Origin of the sequence: Mycobacterium sp. 1465703.0, from assembly GCF_001672975.1 — a bacterium.
Classification (GTDB): domain Bacteria; phylum Actinomycetota; class Actinomycetes; order Mycobacteriales; family Mycobacteriaceae; genus Mycobacterium.
Map to the genome: position 1 here is coordinate 32,390 of NZ_LZKU01000132.1, position 15,591 is coordinate 47,980.

15 protein-coding genes and 1 tRNA gene are annotated in these 15,591 nt (G+C 66.2%); 8 read left to right on the forward strand and 8 right to left on the reverse strand.

Annotation, left to right across the window (positions count from 1 at the left end; translation table 11 throughout):
• Window positions 1-86 precede the first annotated feature (86 nt).
• A tRNA-Glu gene (locus tag A5625_RS11720) sits at window positions 87-159 on the forward strand.
• Window positions 160-171: 12 nt separating this feature from the next.
• Here the strand turns inward: A5625_RS11720 and A5625_RS11725 are convergent.
• Both A5625_RS11725 and A5625_RS11730 read right to left on the reverse strand, forming a co-directional pair.
• Complete coding sequence (locus tag A5625_RS11725; RefSeq protein ID WP_066993335.1) at window positions 172-684, reverse strand: pyridoxamine 5'-phosphate oxidase family protein; 513 nt, start codon at window positions 682-684, stop codon at window positions 172-174.
• A gap of 107 nt (window positions 685-791) precedes the next feature.
• A complete protein-coding gene (locus A5625_RS11730) occupies window positions 792-1,493 on the reverse strand; it encodes an IclR family transcriptional regulator (protein WP_066993288.1) in 702 nt (233 codons plus the stop codon).
• Window positions 1,494-1,578: 85 nt separating this feature from the next.
• On the opposite strand from A5625_RS11730, the gene leuC reads away from it, so the two are divergent.
• From leuC to A5625_RS11745, 3 genes are all read left to right on the forward strand, one after another.
• Window positions 1,579-3,018, forward strand: a complete 1,440-nt coding sequence (leuC, locus tag A5625_RS11735) for a 3-isopropylmalate dehydratase large subunit (protein ID WP_066993290.1) — start codon at window positions 1,579-1,581, stop codon at window positions 3,016-3,018.
• A 26-nt stretch (window positions 3,019-3,044) separates the two neighbouring features.
• Complete coding sequence (leuD, locus tag A5625_RS11740) at window positions 3,045-3,641, forward strand: 3-isopropylmalate dehydratase small subunit (RefSeq protein WP_066993337.1); 597 nt, start codon at window positions 3,045-3,047, stop codon at window positions 3,639-3,641.
• Window positions 3,642-3,852: 211 nt separating this feature from the next.
• Window positions 3,853-4,491 (forward strand): HU family DNA-binding protein, encoded by a 639-nt coding sequence (locus A5625_RS11745; RefSeq protein ID WP_066993293.1) that lies wholly within the window; start codon window positions 3,853-3,855, stop codon window positions 4,489-4,491.
• A 74-nt stretch (window positions 4,492-4,565) separates the two neighbouring features.
• Here the strand turns inward: A5625_RS11745 and A5625_RS11750 are convergent, their stop codons facing one another.
• The 3 genes from A5625_RS11750 to cofC all read right to left on the reverse strand — a co-directional run bounded on the left by A5625_RS11750 (window position 4,566) and on the right by cofC (window position 8,535).
• Window positions 4,566-5,513: an NUDIX hydrolase gene (locus A5625_RS11750; protein WP_066993296.1), complete on the reverse strand. Its 948-nt coding sequence runs from the start codon at window positions 5,511-5,513 to the stop codon at window positions 4,566-4,568.
• 83 nt (window positions 5,514-5,596) lie between these two features.
• Entirely contained in the window at window positions 5,597-7,783 is a 2,187-nt protein-coding gene (locus A5625_RS11755) for an RNA degradosome polyphosphate kinase (protein WP_066993298.1), read from the reverse strand.
• An 89-nt stretch (window positions 7,784-7,872) separates the two neighbouring features.
• Complete coding sequence (gene cofC / locus A5625_RS11760; RefSeq protein WP_066993300.1) at window positions 7,873-8,535, reverse strand: 2-phospho-L-lactate guanylyltransferase; 663 nt, start codon at window positions 8,533-8,535, stop codon at window positions 7,873-7,875.
• 115 nt (window positions 8,536-8,650) lie between these two features.
• Between cofC and A5625_RS11765 the strand changes: the two genes are divergently transcribed.
• Complete coding sequence (locus tag A5625_RS11765; protein ID WP_066993303.1) at window positions 8,651-9,694, forward strand: NAD(P)H-dependent glycerol-3-phosphate dehydrogenase; 1,044 nt, start codon at window positions 8,651-8,653, stop codon at window positions 9,692-9,694.
• 83 nt (window positions 9,695-9,777) lie between these two features.
• Entirely contained in the window at window positions 9,778-10,923 is a 1,146-nt protein-coding gene (locus A5625_RS11770) for a D-alanine--D-alanine ligase family protein (protein WP_066993306.1), read from the forward strand.
• A 119-nt stretch (window positions 10,924-11,042) separates the two neighbouring features.
• Here A5625_RS11770 and A5625_RS11775 read toward each other — a convergent pair whose 3' ends face one another.
• Window positions 11,043-11,603, reverse strand: coding sequence for a DUF3515 domain-containing protein (locus tag A5625_RS11775; protein WP_066993309.1), 561 nt, complete (start codon window positions 11,601-11,603; stop codon window positions 11,043-11,045).
• 166 nt (window positions 11,604-11,769) lie between these two features.
• On the opposite strand from A5625_RS11775, the gene A5625_RS11780 reads away from it, so the two are divergent.
• Both A5625_RS11780 and A5625_RS11785 read left to right on the forward strand, forming a co-directional pair.
• Window positions 11,770-12,729: a thiamine-phosphate kinase gene (locus tag A5625_RS11780; protein WP_066993311.1), complete on the forward strand. Its 960-nt coding sequence runs from the start codon at window positions 11,770-11,772 to the stop codon at window positions 12,727-12,729.
• A 35-nt stretch (window positions 12,730-12,764) separates the two neighbouring features.
• The gene (locus tag A5625_RS11785; RefSeq protein ID WP_066993340.1) at window positions 12,765-13,448 is read left to right on the forward strand and encodes a uracil-DNA glycosylase; all 684 of its coding nucleotides are present in this window, start codon (window positions 12,765-12,767) and stop codon (window positions 13,446-13,448) included.
• Window positions 13,449-13,545: 97 nt separating this feature from the next.
• Here A5625_RS11785 and A5625_RS11790 read toward each other — a convergent pair whose 3' ends face one another.
• Together A5625_RS11790 and A5625_RS11795 are read right to left on the reverse strand one after the other, a co-directional pair.
• Window positions 13,546-14,376, reverse strand: a complete 831-nt coding sequence (locus A5625_RS11790; RefSeq protein WP_066993314.1) for an oxidoreductase — start codon at window positions 14,374-14,376, stop codon at window positions 13,546-13,548.
• A 2-nt stretch (window positions 14,377-14,378) separates the two neighbouring features.
• Window positions 14,379-15,591, reverse strand: a 1,213-nt coding sequence (locus A5625_RS11795) for a hypothetical protein (protein WP_066993317.1), incomplete at its 5' end; no start/stop codon positions are given.

Genomic DNA, 15,591 nt, shown 5'->3' on the forward strand with positions numbered 1-15,591 from the left:
TCGCTAAAGCCCCCAGTCTCAAGCGATTAGGTGGGCTTAGCGGGGTGAGCTATGCTGGCACTCCGGATCGTCTCTGGATCGTTTCTGGCCCCGTCGTCTAGCGGCCTAGGACGCCGCCCTCTCACGGCGGTAGCGTGGGTTCGAATCCCATCGGGGCTACAAATATCGCAGTTACTGGTCGGTCCCCAGGACCGCCGGTGCTGTCGATCCACCCACCGGCATGGCCGGCAAGCCGAGTTTGCGGTGATCCCACGAGCGAGCCCGCCGGGCCACGATGCGAACACAGACCCGCTTGTTCATCATCTGCTCGACGAAAGGTTTCATGTCGTCGGTGTAGGGACCGGTGTAGCGCTCCCAGACGCTCACCCCCACCCGGTGTGAGACGTCGGGATCGTCGACGATCTCGGCGACGCCCTCGAAGGACACCCCGCGCAATGTGTCGTAGGTGTCGCCGTCCTCGATCAGAAAGCTCACCCGCGGATCGCGCCTGAGGTTGACGGCCTTCTGCGACTTGGCCTTGGTCTCCAGCCAGATCTCGCCGTCGACCACGGCGTACCACATGGCGGTCAGATGAGGCTGGCCGTCGGCGCCGATGGTGGCCAGCGTGCCGGTGCGGCTCTTGACGACGAAATCGGCGATCTCGTCTTCGGACATGACGATGCTCGCGCGCTGATTGGTTCCCATGCCGGTCAGTCTGTCAGGCCGGCTGCGAATGGATTTGCCCCGGTGGCTTTCCAGCTGCGCCGCCGGCGACACCTTTCACCATTTCGCTTTATGGCCAAGCATTGCGCTCAGAGGCGGCGGGTGAGCGCCTCGGCGGCGGACAGCAAGTCGGCGGCCCAGCGTGCCCCCGGGCGACGGCCGATGCGGTCGATGGGGCCCGATACCGAGACGGCCGCGATGACAGCGCCGCGGCTATCGCGCACTGGCGCCGACACACTCGCCACCCCGGGCTCGCGCTCGGCCACACTTTGGGCCCAACCCCGCCGCCGTACTTCGGCCAGCGTCCGTTCGGTGAATTTCGCCGTCGCGAGCACCGCTTTCTGAGTCCCCGCGTCGCTATGGGCCAGTAGCACTTTGGCCCCCGACCCGGCCGTCATCGGCAGCCGCGCGCCGATCGGAACCGTATCGCGAAGTCCCGCAGCGGGTTCCAGCGCGGCCACGCAGACCCGCTCGGTGCCCTCGCGGCGGTACAGCTGCACGCTTTCGCCGGTGGTTTCACGCAACAGCGGCAGCACCGCGCTGCTGGCGGCCAGCAGGGGATCGTTGACGTGGGCCGAGAGTTCACTCACGGCCGGACCGAGGCACCAGCGCCCTTCGTCGTCGCGCACCAGCAGGCGATGGACTTCGAGGGCGGCCGCCAGCCGGTACGCGGTGGCGCGGGGAAGAGCCGTCCGCTCACACAGTTCGGCTAACCCGCAGGGCGATTGGGAGACCGCGTGGAGGATACCCACGGCTTTGTCCAGGACGCCGATGCCGCTATGCTGTCTCACAAGGAGATACTAGCGTCTCGTATTCTGAGATCACAGCCCGAAGGATCGGCGAGCCGCTAACGAGGCGAATTGAGGCGAGTTCGAGATGGGAATCGACCAAGGGGCGTCGGCGGCCGGCGCGAAACCGCGCACTCTGGCCGAAAAAGTTTGGGACGACCACGTAGTGGTATCCGGGGGGGCGAGCGAGCCCGACCTGATCTATATCGATCTGCATCTGGTGCACGAAGTCACCAGCCCGCAGGCTTTCGACGGCCTGCGCCTGGCCGGCCGGCCGGTGCGCCGCCCCGATTTGACGCTGGCCACCGAGGATCACAACGTTCCGACCGTCGATATCGACAAGCCGATTGCGGACCCGGTATCGCGCACCCAGGTCGAGACACTGCGACGCAACTGTGCCGAATTCGGTGTGCGGCTATATCCGATGGGCGACGTCGAGCAAGGCATCGTGCATGTGGTGGGGCCGCAATTGGGCCTCACTCAGCCCGGAATGACGGTCGTCTGTGGGGATAGTCACACTTCGACGCACGGCGCATTCGGCGCACTGGCCATGGGAATTGGCACCTCGGAGGTCGAGCACGTGCTGGCCACTCAGACATTGCCGCTGCGGCCGTTCAAGACAATGGCGGTCAATGTGGATGGGCAGTTGCCCGACGGCGTGACGGCCAAGGACATCATTCTTGCCCTGATCGCCAAGATCGGCACCGGCGGTGGGCAGGGCCATGTCATCGAATATCGCGGCAGTGCCATCGAATCGCTGTCGATGGAAGGCCGGATGACCGTCTGCAATATGAGTATCGAGGCCGGTGCCCGGGCGGGAATGGTGGCTCCGGACGCCACCACGTATGAATTTTTGCGCGACCGTCCACACGCCCCGCAAGGGGCGCAATGGGATGCGGCAATGCGTTATTGGCAGGGGCTGCATACCGACCCCGGCGCCGAATTCGACACCGAGGTCTACCTCGACGCCGCGTCGCTGAGCCCGTTCGTGACATGGGGAACCAACCCCGGCCAGGGTGTTCCGCTCGCCGACGCCGTGCCGGATCCCGAGCTGATGACCGACGATGGACAGCGCCAGGCGGCCGAGAAAGCGTTGGCGTATATGGACCTTCGACCGGGTACGCCGATGCGTGAGGTCGCCGTTGACACGGTGTTCGTCGGCTCTTGTACCAACGGTCGTATCGAGGATCTACGAGTCGTCGCCGACGTGCTGCGCGGCCGCAAGGTCGCCCCCGGACTACGGATGCTCGTCGTGCCGGGCTCGATGCGGGTGCGTGCACAGGCCGAAGCAGAAGGGCTGGGCGAAGTTTTCACCGCCGCCGGTGCCGAATGGCGCCAAGCGGGCTGCTCAATGTGCCTGGGCATGAATCCCGACCAGCTCGCCGCGGGAGAGCGCTGCGCAGCGACGTCGAACCGCAACTTCGAAGGGCGCCAGGGTAAAGGCGGCCGCACGCATTTGGTGTCTCCGGCCGTTGCCGCGGCGACAGCAGTGCGCGGGACATTGTCTGCTCCGTCCGATTTGAGCTGACGTATTCGACTGTGAAGGGGATGAGCATGGAAGCATTTCACACCCACACCGGTATCGGTGTGCCGCTGCGGCGCTCCAATGTCGACACCGATCAGATCATTCCGGCGGTGTATTTGAAGCGCGTCACCCGAACCGGTTTCGAGGATGGCTTGTTCGCCAGCTGGCGGTCGGATCCCTCATTCGTGCTAAACCTCAGCCCCTTTGACCGGGGGTCGGTGCTCGTCGCAGGACCAGATTTCGGCACGGGTTCGTCGCGTGAACATGCGGTGTGGGCACTGATGGACTACGGGTTCCGAGTGGTCATCTCGTCTCGATTCGGTGACATTTTCCGGGGCAACGCCGGCAAGGCAGGGCTGCTGGCAGCCGAAGTTTCCCAAGACGATGTGGAGCTGCTCTGGAAGCTCATCGAGCAGAGCCCCGGCATGGAAATCACTGTCAATCTTCAAGATCGAAATATCACCGCGGGAACGACGGTGCTGCCGTTCAACATTGACGACCACACCGCCTGGCGGCTGCTCGAAGGACTTGACGATATAGCCCTTACGCTGCGGAAACTCGAAAAAATCGAGTCATACGAAGCGACGTATCCGGACTGGAAACCGCGCACTCTGCCTACCTCGTGAACGGGCCACCGAAGCCGATTTTCTCCTTGATCGGCTAAGTAAACCGAGCCGATTTTTAAGGCCCTCCACCGGTCAAGGGCGGCAACCAGATTGCGAAAACGCCGTAGCCCTTGCCGTGAAATTGCGCGTGGCTCTTGGAAATTTGCTGGGTGAGGGTTTACCGTGTCCACTAGTCGGTTCAAATCGAGGACCACTAGTTCCGGAGGGATTGATGAACAAGGCAGAGCTCATTGATGTGCTCACAACTAAATTGAACACGGACCGTCGACAGGCGACCGCAGCGGTCGAGAATGTTGTCGACACCATTGTGCGTGCGGTACACAAGGGCGACAGCGTCACTATCACCGGGTTCGGTGTGTTCGAACAGCGGCGCCGCGCAGCGCGGGTGGCCCGCAACCCGCGGACCGGTGAGACGGTGAAGGTGAAGCCGACGTCCGTCCCGGCGTTCCGCCCCGGTGCCCAATTCAAAGCGGTTGTGTCTGGCGCACAGCGCCTCCCGTCAGACGGCCCGGCCGTCAAGCGCGGTGTGGTAGCGGGTGGTGGTGCGGCTAAGAAGACCGCCGCGAAGAAGGCTCCCGCCAAGAAGGCTGCGGCCAAGAAGGCTCCGGCCAAGAAGGCCGCGACCAAGGCTCCCGCCAAGAAGGCCGCAACCAAGTCACCGGCCAAGAAGGCGGCGACCAAGGCTCCGGTCCGCAAGGCGGCGACCAAGGCTCCGGCCAAGAAGACGGCGGCCAAGAAGGCTCCCGTCAAGAAGGCCGCGACCAAGGCTCCGGCCAAGAAGGCCGCGAGCAAGGCTCCGGCCCGCAAGGCCGCTGCCAAGAAGACGACCGCGCGCCGCGGTCGCAAGTAAGCGCAGTCACCTCTAGACACGAATACCCTTCGGGCGGCACCGGTGCCGCCGAAGGGTATTCGTGCGCTTACAGGCTAGGCGCGCACATTGGCGGCCAGCGCGCCGCCGATGTGGTCGGCAGCCACCAGCCGCCCGTCTAACAGCGACAGCACCCAGGTGCTGCCCTTATGGTTGCGAGATTTGTCGGGCCGCACGCCGTCGCGCTCACACCACCACGCGATCAAGTCGGGAATCACTTTGCCCTGAGTGCAGACAACCGGCGTGCATTGCTGCTCGGCGATCTCCAGCATGCGGTGCCGTGCGCGCTTGGCATTTTTGGCGTAAGCCTCTTCAGTGAGAGCGGGCTCGTTGTGCACGGAGACGCCCAATTCCTCGGCAAGTGGTTCCACGGTCTGATGGCAGCGGAGGCGGTCGGCCGCATACACCTGTGATGCACCAAAGGCCAACAGTTGCGGTACCAGCGCTTCGGCCTGTGCGCGGCCGCGTTTGTCCAGCGGACGTTTGGCGTCGTCGCCGGAGAAACGCGACTTACGTCCGGCCGTGCCATGCCGGACCACCAACACTGTCTGGGTGTCGGCAGGCGTTTTATTGAAGTGGCGCAACACTTTTCGGTCTTGCGAGTAGTCCAGCTTCTGCATCGCCTCGGCGATCGGCAGCCACAGCAACCTGTCGACTTCGTGGCCCGGCGCGAATTCTCCGCCGGTGGCGCGGGCGGACCAGTAGTAGACCTTTTTGACGCCCTGGTCGATCGGATAGCTCACCAAGTCGAGCCGGCGGCCGAGGGTCGTGCGCTGCCCCGTCTCTTCGTACACCTCTCGCACGGCGGCCACCGGCGCTGTCTCGCCCGGGTCCACTTTGCCTTTGGGCAGTGACCAGTCGTCATAGCGGGGGCGGTGAATGACGGCGATTTCGACGTCCTGGTCGGTTGCGTCGCCGTCGCCTGGTCGCCACAGCACCGCACCGGCGGCATACACGACTCGGCTTCCGGAGCGCCGAGCGGTGGACGCGTTCTGGTTCGGCACCTCAACTCCTGCAGATCAATTCGGTCAGAGTCGCACACTCAAACGATGCGGCCCGGGAAATAACCGGAAATCACCGCACAGGGCTAGGGACTGCGATGGCGCTCCATCAACGATACTTGGTGGTCGCGCACGGTATGGCCTTCTTGTGGCGACGGCGTCCACTGCCCGTCGGCACCGAGTTCCCAGCAGCGAGTGGACGGATCCAGCGCGGACTCGAACAATTCGTCCAGCTGCGCGGTGAGCTTAGGGTCCTTGACCTGAGCCAGCACTTCCACCCGCCGATCGAGATTGCGGTGCATCATGTCGGCGCTGCCGATCCAGAATTCGTTGATGTTGCGGAAATGGATGATCCGCGAGTGCTCCAGGAAGCGGCCGAGAATGGAGCGGACGAAAATGTTTTCGGAGAAGCCCTCGGCGCCCGGGCGCAGCGCGCAGATGCCGCGCACCACGACCTCGACCCGCACGCCCGTCTGTGATGCCCGGTAGAGCGCATCGATCACCTGCTCGTCCACCAGAGCATTCATCTTCAGGCGGATTCGACCGTTCCCGCGTTCGCGGTGCGCGGCGATCTCGCGTTCGACGCGTTCGATGATGCCGGCGCGAATTCCGTGCGGTGCCACCAGCAGATTGCGGTAGGAGACCTTACGCGAGTATCCGGTAAGCGAATTGAACAGATCGGTGAGATCCGCACCGATATCCGGAGCCGCCGTCAGCAGGCCGACGTCCTCATACAGGCGGGCGGTCTTGCTGTTGTAGTTGCCAGTTCCGATGTGGCAGTACCGCCGGATGGCCGAACCTTCACGACGCACCACCAAGCTTGTTTTGCAGTGCGTCTTAAGGCCGACCAGCCCATAGACCACATGCACGCCCGCTTGCTCGAGTGCGCGCGCCCAACGGATGTTGGCCTGTTCGTCGAAGCGTGCCTTGATCTCGACGAGTGCCACCGCCTGCTTTCCGGCCTCGGCCGCTTCGATCAGCGCCCGAACAATCGGCGAATCACCGGAGGTGCGATACAGCGTTTGTTTGATCGCCAGCACGTTGGGATCGGCGGCGGCCTGCTGAATGAAGCGCTGCACGCTGGTGGAGAAGGAATCGTAGGGGTGATGCACTAGCACGTCACCTTCGCGCAGCGTCGCGAAGATGCTCTTGGGAGATTCGCGATCGGCGAAGGCGGGATGGGTGTCCGGGACGAACGCCGGGTCTTTGAGCGCCGGCCGATCCAACCCGTAGATCTGCCAAAGCGACGAAAGATCGAGCAGGCCGGGAACTTCGATGACGTCACCGGGATGCACGTCGAGTTCACGCAGCAGCAATTCCAGCATGCCCTCGGTCATGTCGTCGGCGATCTCGAGTCGCACCGGCGGACCGAACCGCCGGCGCGCCAATTCCCGTTCCAGCGCCTGCAACAGATCCTCGTCGCGGTCTTCTTCGACTTCCAAGTCGGCGTTACGAGTGATCCGGAAAGCGTGATGCTCCACGATTTCCATGCCCGGGAACAGAAGAGGAAGGAACGCGGCGATCAGTTCTTCCATCGGCAAATAGCGAACGATGGTCCGCCCGCCGTCGTCGTCAAGCAGTGCGGAGAGTTCGACGAAGCGATCGACGTTGTTGGGCACTTTGACTCGGGCAAAGTGCTGGCCGCCGTCCTCGGGTTGCCGCACCATGACCGCCAGATTCAGGCTCAGCCCGCTGACGAACGGGAACGGGTGCGCAGGATCGACGGCAAGCGGGGTCAGAACGGGAAAGACCTGTTCGGTGAAATAGCTGGACAATTCGTCGCGCTCGGCCTGATCGAGATCGGCCCACGTGACGATGTGGATGCCCTCCTCGGCGAGGGCGGGCCGCACCGAATCGAGGAACACCCGCGCGTGCCGGGTCGCGATGCGCTGCGTCTGTTCCCCGATCAGGGCAAGTTGCTTGCGCGGCGTCAGACCGTCGGCTGAACGGACCGACAATCCCATCTCGTCACGGCGTTTGAGGCCGGCGACGCGCACCATATAGAACTCGTCGAGGTTAGAGGCGAAGATCGCCAGGAACTTGGCCCGCTCCAGCAGCGGCAACGAGTTGTCATCGGCCAGCGCAAGCACGCGGGCGTTGAAGTCCAGCCAGCTCAATTCACGGTTGAGGTAACGGTCCTCCGGCAGATCGGTCAGCGCCGCCTGGGTCGCAGCCGGTGGTGCCGTCACTGCCGAGTCGCCTGAATGCCACAAATTCTCTTCGGGTCGCGCCTCAGCTTCGATTTCAGTCACCCTGCGATCATCGCTCATCACGCGCGGGTGCTGCTAGCGCTCCAGGGACATCTATTCGCCGTTGGGATGCCGTTCACCCATAAGACAGATTTACTCGTGCTGACCGAATATCAGTGAGTCGCGATGGCCCGCGCGGTGGCTGACCCCACCCCGAGGCGACGGGCGGCCGCGAGGTCGGAGGGGGTGTCGACATCACAGCGCAGGCCGGGCCAGGCGCCGGTCAGTTCGATGGCGCCCGAACTACGGTGCCGCGCCGAGGAATCGGATCCGAAATGCGGGTCGAGCGGGCTTCCGAACGCGAACAGGGCCGCGGTTCCCGTCGCCAGCCGGTCGGCGACGAAACTGCGCCGGTGCTGGCGCGCGGCGGCGATCGCCTCGGCCAGCTCTTGACTCTGCAGCGCGGGCAAATCACCTTGCAGCGCAACGACATTGGCGAAGGAACGGCCCACTGCGCGTTCCGCGGTGGCAATGGCGTTGTTCAGTGGATCGGGATGGCCCTCGGGCGTCGGGTCGGTCAGCACGTCAGCCCCCAACTGGGTGGCCGCGGCCGCCGCGGCGTCATCGGGGGTGATCACGGTGATCGAGCCCAGCGATCGTACGCGTCCGGCGGCGGTCAGCGTGTCCATCAACATGGCCAGTACCACGCTTTCCCGGGTGCGCGCCGAGAAAACCGGAGCCAGCCTGGTCTTGGCTGCGACCAACCTCTTGACGGCGATGATCAACGCCACATCGCCCGCGTCGTTGGTCGCGCCGTCGGCGCGTATGCCGCTCATGAGATGTCATCCTGCCAGCGACGCCCTGCGTATCGCTCGTGAGCTGGGGCTGATCTAGTGTGTAGCGGCTGCAAGTGCCGCGTGAGGAACACCAACCACGGACAAGGGGGTGGACATGGCCAGCGCTATCGCCGGTTCGACGGGCGCCGTTGCAGTCATGGGTGCCGGGGCGTGGGGAACGGCACTGGCCAAAGTGCTGGTCGAGGCCGGGGGGCCGGAATCGGAGGTCACGCTGTGGGCCCGCAGGCCCGAGCTCGCCGAGCGCATCAACTCCACCCGATACAACCCCGACTATTTGCCCGGCACGTTGCTGCCGCCGGGCATCCGCGCCACCGCGGACGCCGCCGAGGCGCTGAGCGACGCGTCAACCGTGCTGCTGGGCGTGCCCGCGCAGACGATGCGCGGCAACCTGGAGAACTGGGCTCCGCTGGTGCGCGCGGGCGCGACCCTGGTCAGCCTGGCCAAGGGCATCGAGCTGGGCACCTTGATGCGCATGAGCCAGGTCATCGTCGCGGTCACCGGCGTCGATCCCGCCCAGGTCGCGGTGATCTCAGGGCCGAATCTAGCCAGCGAGATCGCCGAATCCCAACCCGCCGCCACAGTGGTGGCGTGCAGCGACTCGGGCCGCGCCGTCGCCCTGCAACGCATGCTGAACACCGGGTACTTCCGCCCGTACACCAACAGCGATGTGATCGGCACCGAGATAGGCGGGGCGTGCAAGAACGTCATCGCGCTCGCGTGCGGGATGGCGGTCGGGGTCGGGCTCGGCGAGAACACCACGGCGGCGATCATCACCCGGGGTCTGGCCGAGATCATGCGGCTGGGCATCGCGCTCGGCGCCAAGGGCGCGACGCTGGCCGGGTTGGCCGGAGTCGGCGATCTGGTGGCCACCTGCAGCTCGCCGCATTCGCGTAACCGTTCGCTGGGCGAACGGCTCGGCCGCGGGGCGACTATCCAGTCGGTCCTGGCCGGCACGCCCGATGGCGGCGACGGGCACGTCGTCGAGGGCGTGACGTCCTGCGAGTCGGTGCTGGCGCTGGCCGCCAGTTACGACGTCGAAATGCCCCTCACCGACGCCGTGCACCGCGTTTGCCACAAAGGACTGTCGGTCGACGAGGCGATCGCCCTGCTGTTGGGCCGCAGCACCAAGCCCGAATAACGGCCGCCCGAGCAAGAAGAAAGGGCCAGCCAACGTGCCGCCGCCCCACCGGACCGGGCGCTACCCGGTAGCCTCTTGAGATTGTGAATGCCAGCGAGCGGTCGACGCCGCATCCCGGCTCGCGAGGTGGCGATCGGGTACGCGTGGCCGTCGTCTTCGGCGGGCGCAGCAACGAGCACGCCATCTCGTGCGTCTCGGCGGGCAGCATTCTGCGCAATTTGGACGCGCAGCGGTTCGACGTGGTCGCGATCGGCATTACTCCGCAGGGTTCGTGGGTGCTCACCGACGGCGATCCGGCCGCACTGGCGATCACCAATCGGCAACTGCCCGAGGTGACCGCCGAATCGGGAACCGAATTGGCGCTGCCGGCCGACCCGCTGCGCAGTGGCCAGTTGGTCTCGCTCGCACCCGGCGCCAGCGAGGTCCTGGCGTCGGTCGACGTGGTGTTTCCGGTGTTGCACGGCCCCTACGGCGAGGACGGCACCATCCAGGGCCTGCTGGAACTCGCCGGTGTGCCCTACGTGGGGGCCGGCGTGCTGGCCAGCGCCGCGGGCATGGACAAGGAGTTCACCAAGAAGCTGTTCGTCGCCGAAGGATTGCCGGTCGGCGACTACGCGGTGTTGCGCCCGTCGCGCCCGAGGCTGCGTTCAGAGGAGTGCGAGCGACTGGGACTGCCGGTGTTCGTCAAACCCGCGCGGGGCGGCTCCTCGATCGGTGTGAGCCGGGTGTCGAGCTGGGATCAGCTGGACGCCGCGGTCGCCACCGCGCGCCGACATGACCCCAAAGTCATCGTCGAGGCGGCGATCGTTGGCCGCGAGCTGGAGTGCGGCGTCCTCGAAATGCCCAACGGCACAATGGAAGCCAGCACCGTAGGGGAGATCCGGGTGGCCGGGGTGCGCGGCCGCGAGGATTCCTTCTACGACTTTTCCACCAAATACCTCGACGACGCAGCCGAATTGGACGTGCCTGCCAAGGTGGACGACGAAACCGCCGACACGGTGCGCCAATTGGCCATCCGGGCGTTCAAGGCCATCGACTGCCAAGGGCTGGCCCGGGTGGACTTCTTCCTCACCGAAGACGGTCCGGTGCTGAACGAAATCAACACGATGCCGGGATTCACCACGATCTCGATGTATCCGAGGATGTGGGCGGCCAGCGGTGTGGATTACCCGACCTTGCTGGCGACCATGGTTGAGACCGCATTGGCCCGCGGCGTGGGCCTGCGCTAGTGGCGATCGCAAGCGCGGCGTAGCCGGGCGATGCGGGTCGCCACCATCGGACGAGTGGCGATCGCAAGCGCGGCGTAGCCGGGCGATGCGGGTCGCCACCATCGGACGAGTGGCGATCGTTATTGGGGTGGGCCCGGATCGATGGGGGCCGCCGGCATACTGCGGGCGATCACCTCGGAAATCTGCTGAATGGGTGTCGGTCCCGATCCGGTCGGCAGGGTGAGCGCCACATAGACACCACGGTCTACCGCGTACCAGGTGGATCTGCCCGCGTCGCCGGCGGATTGCTGTTCGGTACGCACCTGGAACCATTGCACCCGATCAACGACCTGGATCGGAGACCCCTGGACGAATTCGGCCGGGCGGTCCAGGCCGCAGCGCAGCACCACCGGATCACTGTCCGGCCCGGTCCGCCAGGCGGCGGCGCCGTCGGGTGCGGGTTGCTCGAGCGTTGCGCGCTGGTAGTCCCCGAGCCGCTGCGGTAGCGCGCCCGTCAGTGCACGGCATGCGGCGCCGTCGGCGTGCGGCGCCGGAACCGCGGGGACGGCAACCGAACGTGGCGGCGCCTGCCGGGTTGCCGCGATGGCCAGGATCACGCCGATAGTCGCGACCGCCAGCGCGATCGCGATGATGATCAGCGCACGCGACGGCCCGGCATCGGCGTCCGATTCGGTTGCCACCGCCCGCGCACCTCCTCGTTTTGATACCACTATCGCCTTTACCCGAATGCCAATTTATTCTCGGGCTGAAACCCGACCGCACGGGTGCGGGAAATTTACACTGGCGCGGTCCGTCCACAGGCGGGAAACCTGGCGTATGACCCCGTGATGCGCCCAAGGAGGTGGCGTGCAGGACGAATCGGCCGAGTCCCCGACGCTGCAGCAGCTCGGTGAGTTCGCCGTCATCGATCGCCTGGTGCGCGGCCGCCGGCAGCCGGGCGCGGTGGTGCTCGGGCCCGGTGACGACGCCGCGGTGGTGTTGGCCGGCGATGGCGGCACCCTGGTGTCGACCGACATGCTGGTGCAGGATCGGCACTTTCGGCTGGACTGGTCGACGCCGCACGACATCGGCCGCAAGGCGATCGCGCAGAACGCCGCGGACATCGAGGCGATGGGCGGGCGGCCGACCGCCTTCGTGGTCGCCTTCGGCGCCCCGGGCGACACGCCGGCGGTGAAGGTGGACGCGCTGGTCGACGGGATGTGGGACGAGGCGCAGCGGATCGACGCCGGCATCGCCGGCGGTGACCTGGTGCACTGTCCGCAGTGGGTCATCTCGGTGACGGTGCTGGGCGACCCGGACGGACGCACACCGGTGCGGCGTTCGGGTGCGAAACCCGGTGCACTCGTCGCGGTCGCCGGTGAGCTGGGTCGCTCTGCAGCGGGATTTGCGCTGTGGCGCAGCGGCATTGGCGGCTTCGACGAGCTGCGGCGCCGGCATGTGGTGCCGCAGCCGCCCTATGGCCAGGGAGTGGTGGCCGCGGCCGCGGGTGCGCAGGCGATGATCGACATCTCCGACGGCCTGGTCGCCGACCTGCGCCATGTCGCCGAGGCATCCGGGGTGGGGATAGACGTCTCCACGGCGGCGCTGGCCGCCGACCGCGACGCGCTTGCCGCGGCGGCGGCAGCCGTGGGCGTCGACCCCTGGCCATGGGTGCTGGGCGGTGGTGAAGACCATGCCTTGGTGGCGTGTTTCGCCGGTCCCGCGCCGGCCGGATGGCGCATCATCGGGCAGGTTCTCGACGGGCCGGCCCGGGTGCTCGTCGACGATCGAGAGTGGAGCGGCTACGCCGGCTGGCGGTCGTATTAGGGTGGCGCGGTGACCGTTTACCCGGAGAGCCGATGATGACGGCGCGCCCGTTGAGTGAATTGGTGGAGCCGGGCTGGGCGACAGCGCTGCAGCCGGTGGCCGACAAGGTGGCCGAGATGGGGCGATTCCTGCGGGCCGAGATCGCGGCCGGGCGCAGGTACCTGCCGGCGGGACCGAACGTGTTGCGGGCCTTCACGTATCCCTTCGACGACATCAGGGTGCTGATCGTCGGGCAGGACCCATACCCGACGCCCGGACACGCTGTGGGCCTGAGCTTTTCGGTGGCGCCCGAGGTGCGGCCGCTGCCGCGCAGTCTGGCCAACATTTTCCAGGAGTACACCGCGGACCTGGGCCATCCGCTGCCGTCATGCGGTGACCTGACGCCCTGGGCGCAGCGCGGCGTGCTGCTGCTGAACAGGGTGCTCACGGTGCGGCCCAGCAACCCGGCCTCGCACCGGGGCAAGGGCTGGGAAGCGGTGACCGAATGCGCTATCCGGGCGCTGACCGAGCGGTCGCGGCCCCTGGTCGCCATCCTGTGGGGCCGCGACGCATCGACGCTCAAACCAATTCTTGCCCAAGGGAATTGCGTCGCCATCGAGTCACCGCACCCCTCGCCGCTATCGGCATCGCGCGGATTCTTCGGCTCGCGTCCGTTCAGCCGCGCCAACGAACTGCTCACTGGGATGGGCGCCGACGCGATCGATTGGCGGCTGCCTTGACCGAGATGACCGCTTGAGCGGGGCAGGGAAGCGTTCGAAAACCGCGGCCGTGGCGGTCGGGCCGGTGAGACAGTCCCTCTGGTGCGGGATTGACAGCCTAAGAGTCCGCGAAGTTCACGTCTTTGGTGACGGCCTTCCACTCTTCGATCGACGCCGACATCGCGGCGATCTTGTCCCGCATGGCCTTCAGCACGTCACGACCCAGCAGCAGCCGCAACGGCGGTTCGTCGAGCGTGGTCACCATCAGCACCGCTTCGGCCACCTTTTTCGGGTCACCCGGCAGATGATCGGCGAACTGCTTGATCAGATCCTTGCGCGCCGCCACGTCGACGTAATCGGCGATCGGGCTGCCCGATTCCTTCATCGACCGCGTCGCCCAATCGGTCCGGAAGGCACCCGGCTCTATCGCGGTCACCTTGATGCCCAGCGGGCGTACCTCGGTAGCCAGCGCTTCGGTCACCGCTTCCAGCGCGAACTTGGTCGACGAGTAGTAGGCGTTGGGCGGGTTGGCCACCAGACCCGTCATCGAGGAAATGTTGATGATGTGCCCCGACCCGCGGGCGCGCATGGCCGGCAGCACCGCCTTGATCATGTCGACGGCGCCAAAGTAGTTGACGTCGAATAATTTTCGGACCTCGGCGTCCTCACCCTCTTCCACCGAGGACAGGTACCCGTGACCGGCGTTGTTGACCAGGACGTCGATCCCACCGAACGCCTCGTCGGCCGCCGACACCGCTGCGGCTATCTGGGCGGCGTCGGTCACGTCGAGGACCGCGGCCACGGCGCGGTCGCCGAATTCGTCGGCGATATCCTGCACCGCCTCGGCCCGTCGCGCGGTCACCACCACGCTGTGGCCGGCTTGCAGTGCAGCGCGCGCGATTTCGCGCCCAAAGCCGGTGGAACACCCGGTGATCAGCCAGCGCGACATCGTCAGATCGTCCCTTCCGGCAGACGGCGCAGATAGGCCGCGCGCCGCCGCGCCAGCTCAGTCGCCCGCTGCTGCCGGCTCACCCGGGGCAGATGCGACACCTCGGCGTCCAGCTGGTCCAGTTTGACCACCCGCCCGCGCGCCCCGAGGTCCTGGCGCGGCCCGCCCTCACCGAACTCCGCCATACGCAACGTCAGGATGGCCTCTCGCAGGCCGTCGGAGTCGATCCAATTCGCCACGCCGGGATCGACGGGTGAGATCACGTAGGTGTAGCTGCCGTCGTCGTTGGCCACCGACTGCGCCTTGTTGAGGCTGCCGGTACGGTCCACGATGCCGAGCGTGGTGCCCCAGATGTTGCTCAGCGGCACGGTGAAGTATTCGGCGCCACCGTCATTCAGATCGACCACGAACGCCTCGTCGGGGGCGAGGTCGAACCGGCCCATGACGTAGACCTGGTTGCGCATCGCGCCAACCTTGTCCGCCGACCAGGCCAGGTTGAAATGGTTGGCCGGCATCTTGTACACCCCGTGACTGAGCTTGCCGGTGAAGTTGGCGAAGTAATCCATCATCGCCGCGGTGGCTTCGGCCTGCTCGTCGAGCGTACGCACCGGCGTCGCGGGTGGACCGCCAAGCCGTTGCACCTCAAGGTAGTTGGGATCGTCACGGCCCCAGTCCAACAGCACGTCGCGGATGTAGAACTCATGGGCCTGGTCGGAGGTCTGCACGTGGTTGGGCCGCCCGTTGGCCGGGTCGGCGTCGACGGTGATGGTGAAGCTGCCGTCCGAGTCGACCTGCATGGTGCGGCCGTTGAGCACGTCGACGGTGCCCATGTGCGCGTCCCACAGCGTGAAGTAGTTCTCGGTCATGCGGTGCTCGCCGACCCGGCCGTGGATCTCGTAGCGTTCGTCGCCGGAGATCGGGATCACCCGGTACACGGTGTCGGGATTGTCTATGCCCCAACGCGATCCGGGGATGTTGCGGCCGTCCACCGGATGCGCGAGCCGGGTGATGCAGCTGACCTTCGGCCGCAGCTTGTCCTGGTTGGACGACCACACCGCCGCCGAGAACATCACCTCGGTGAACGCGTCGTCGAACCGTTCCCGCATCGCGTCCGACGCCTTGGCGCGACCGAGCCAGGTCTCGGCGACGGCGCGGTAGGCGGCCTTGACGGTGGGGTGCTCGATCAAATCGAGGGCCGCCAGCTCCTGTTCGTGC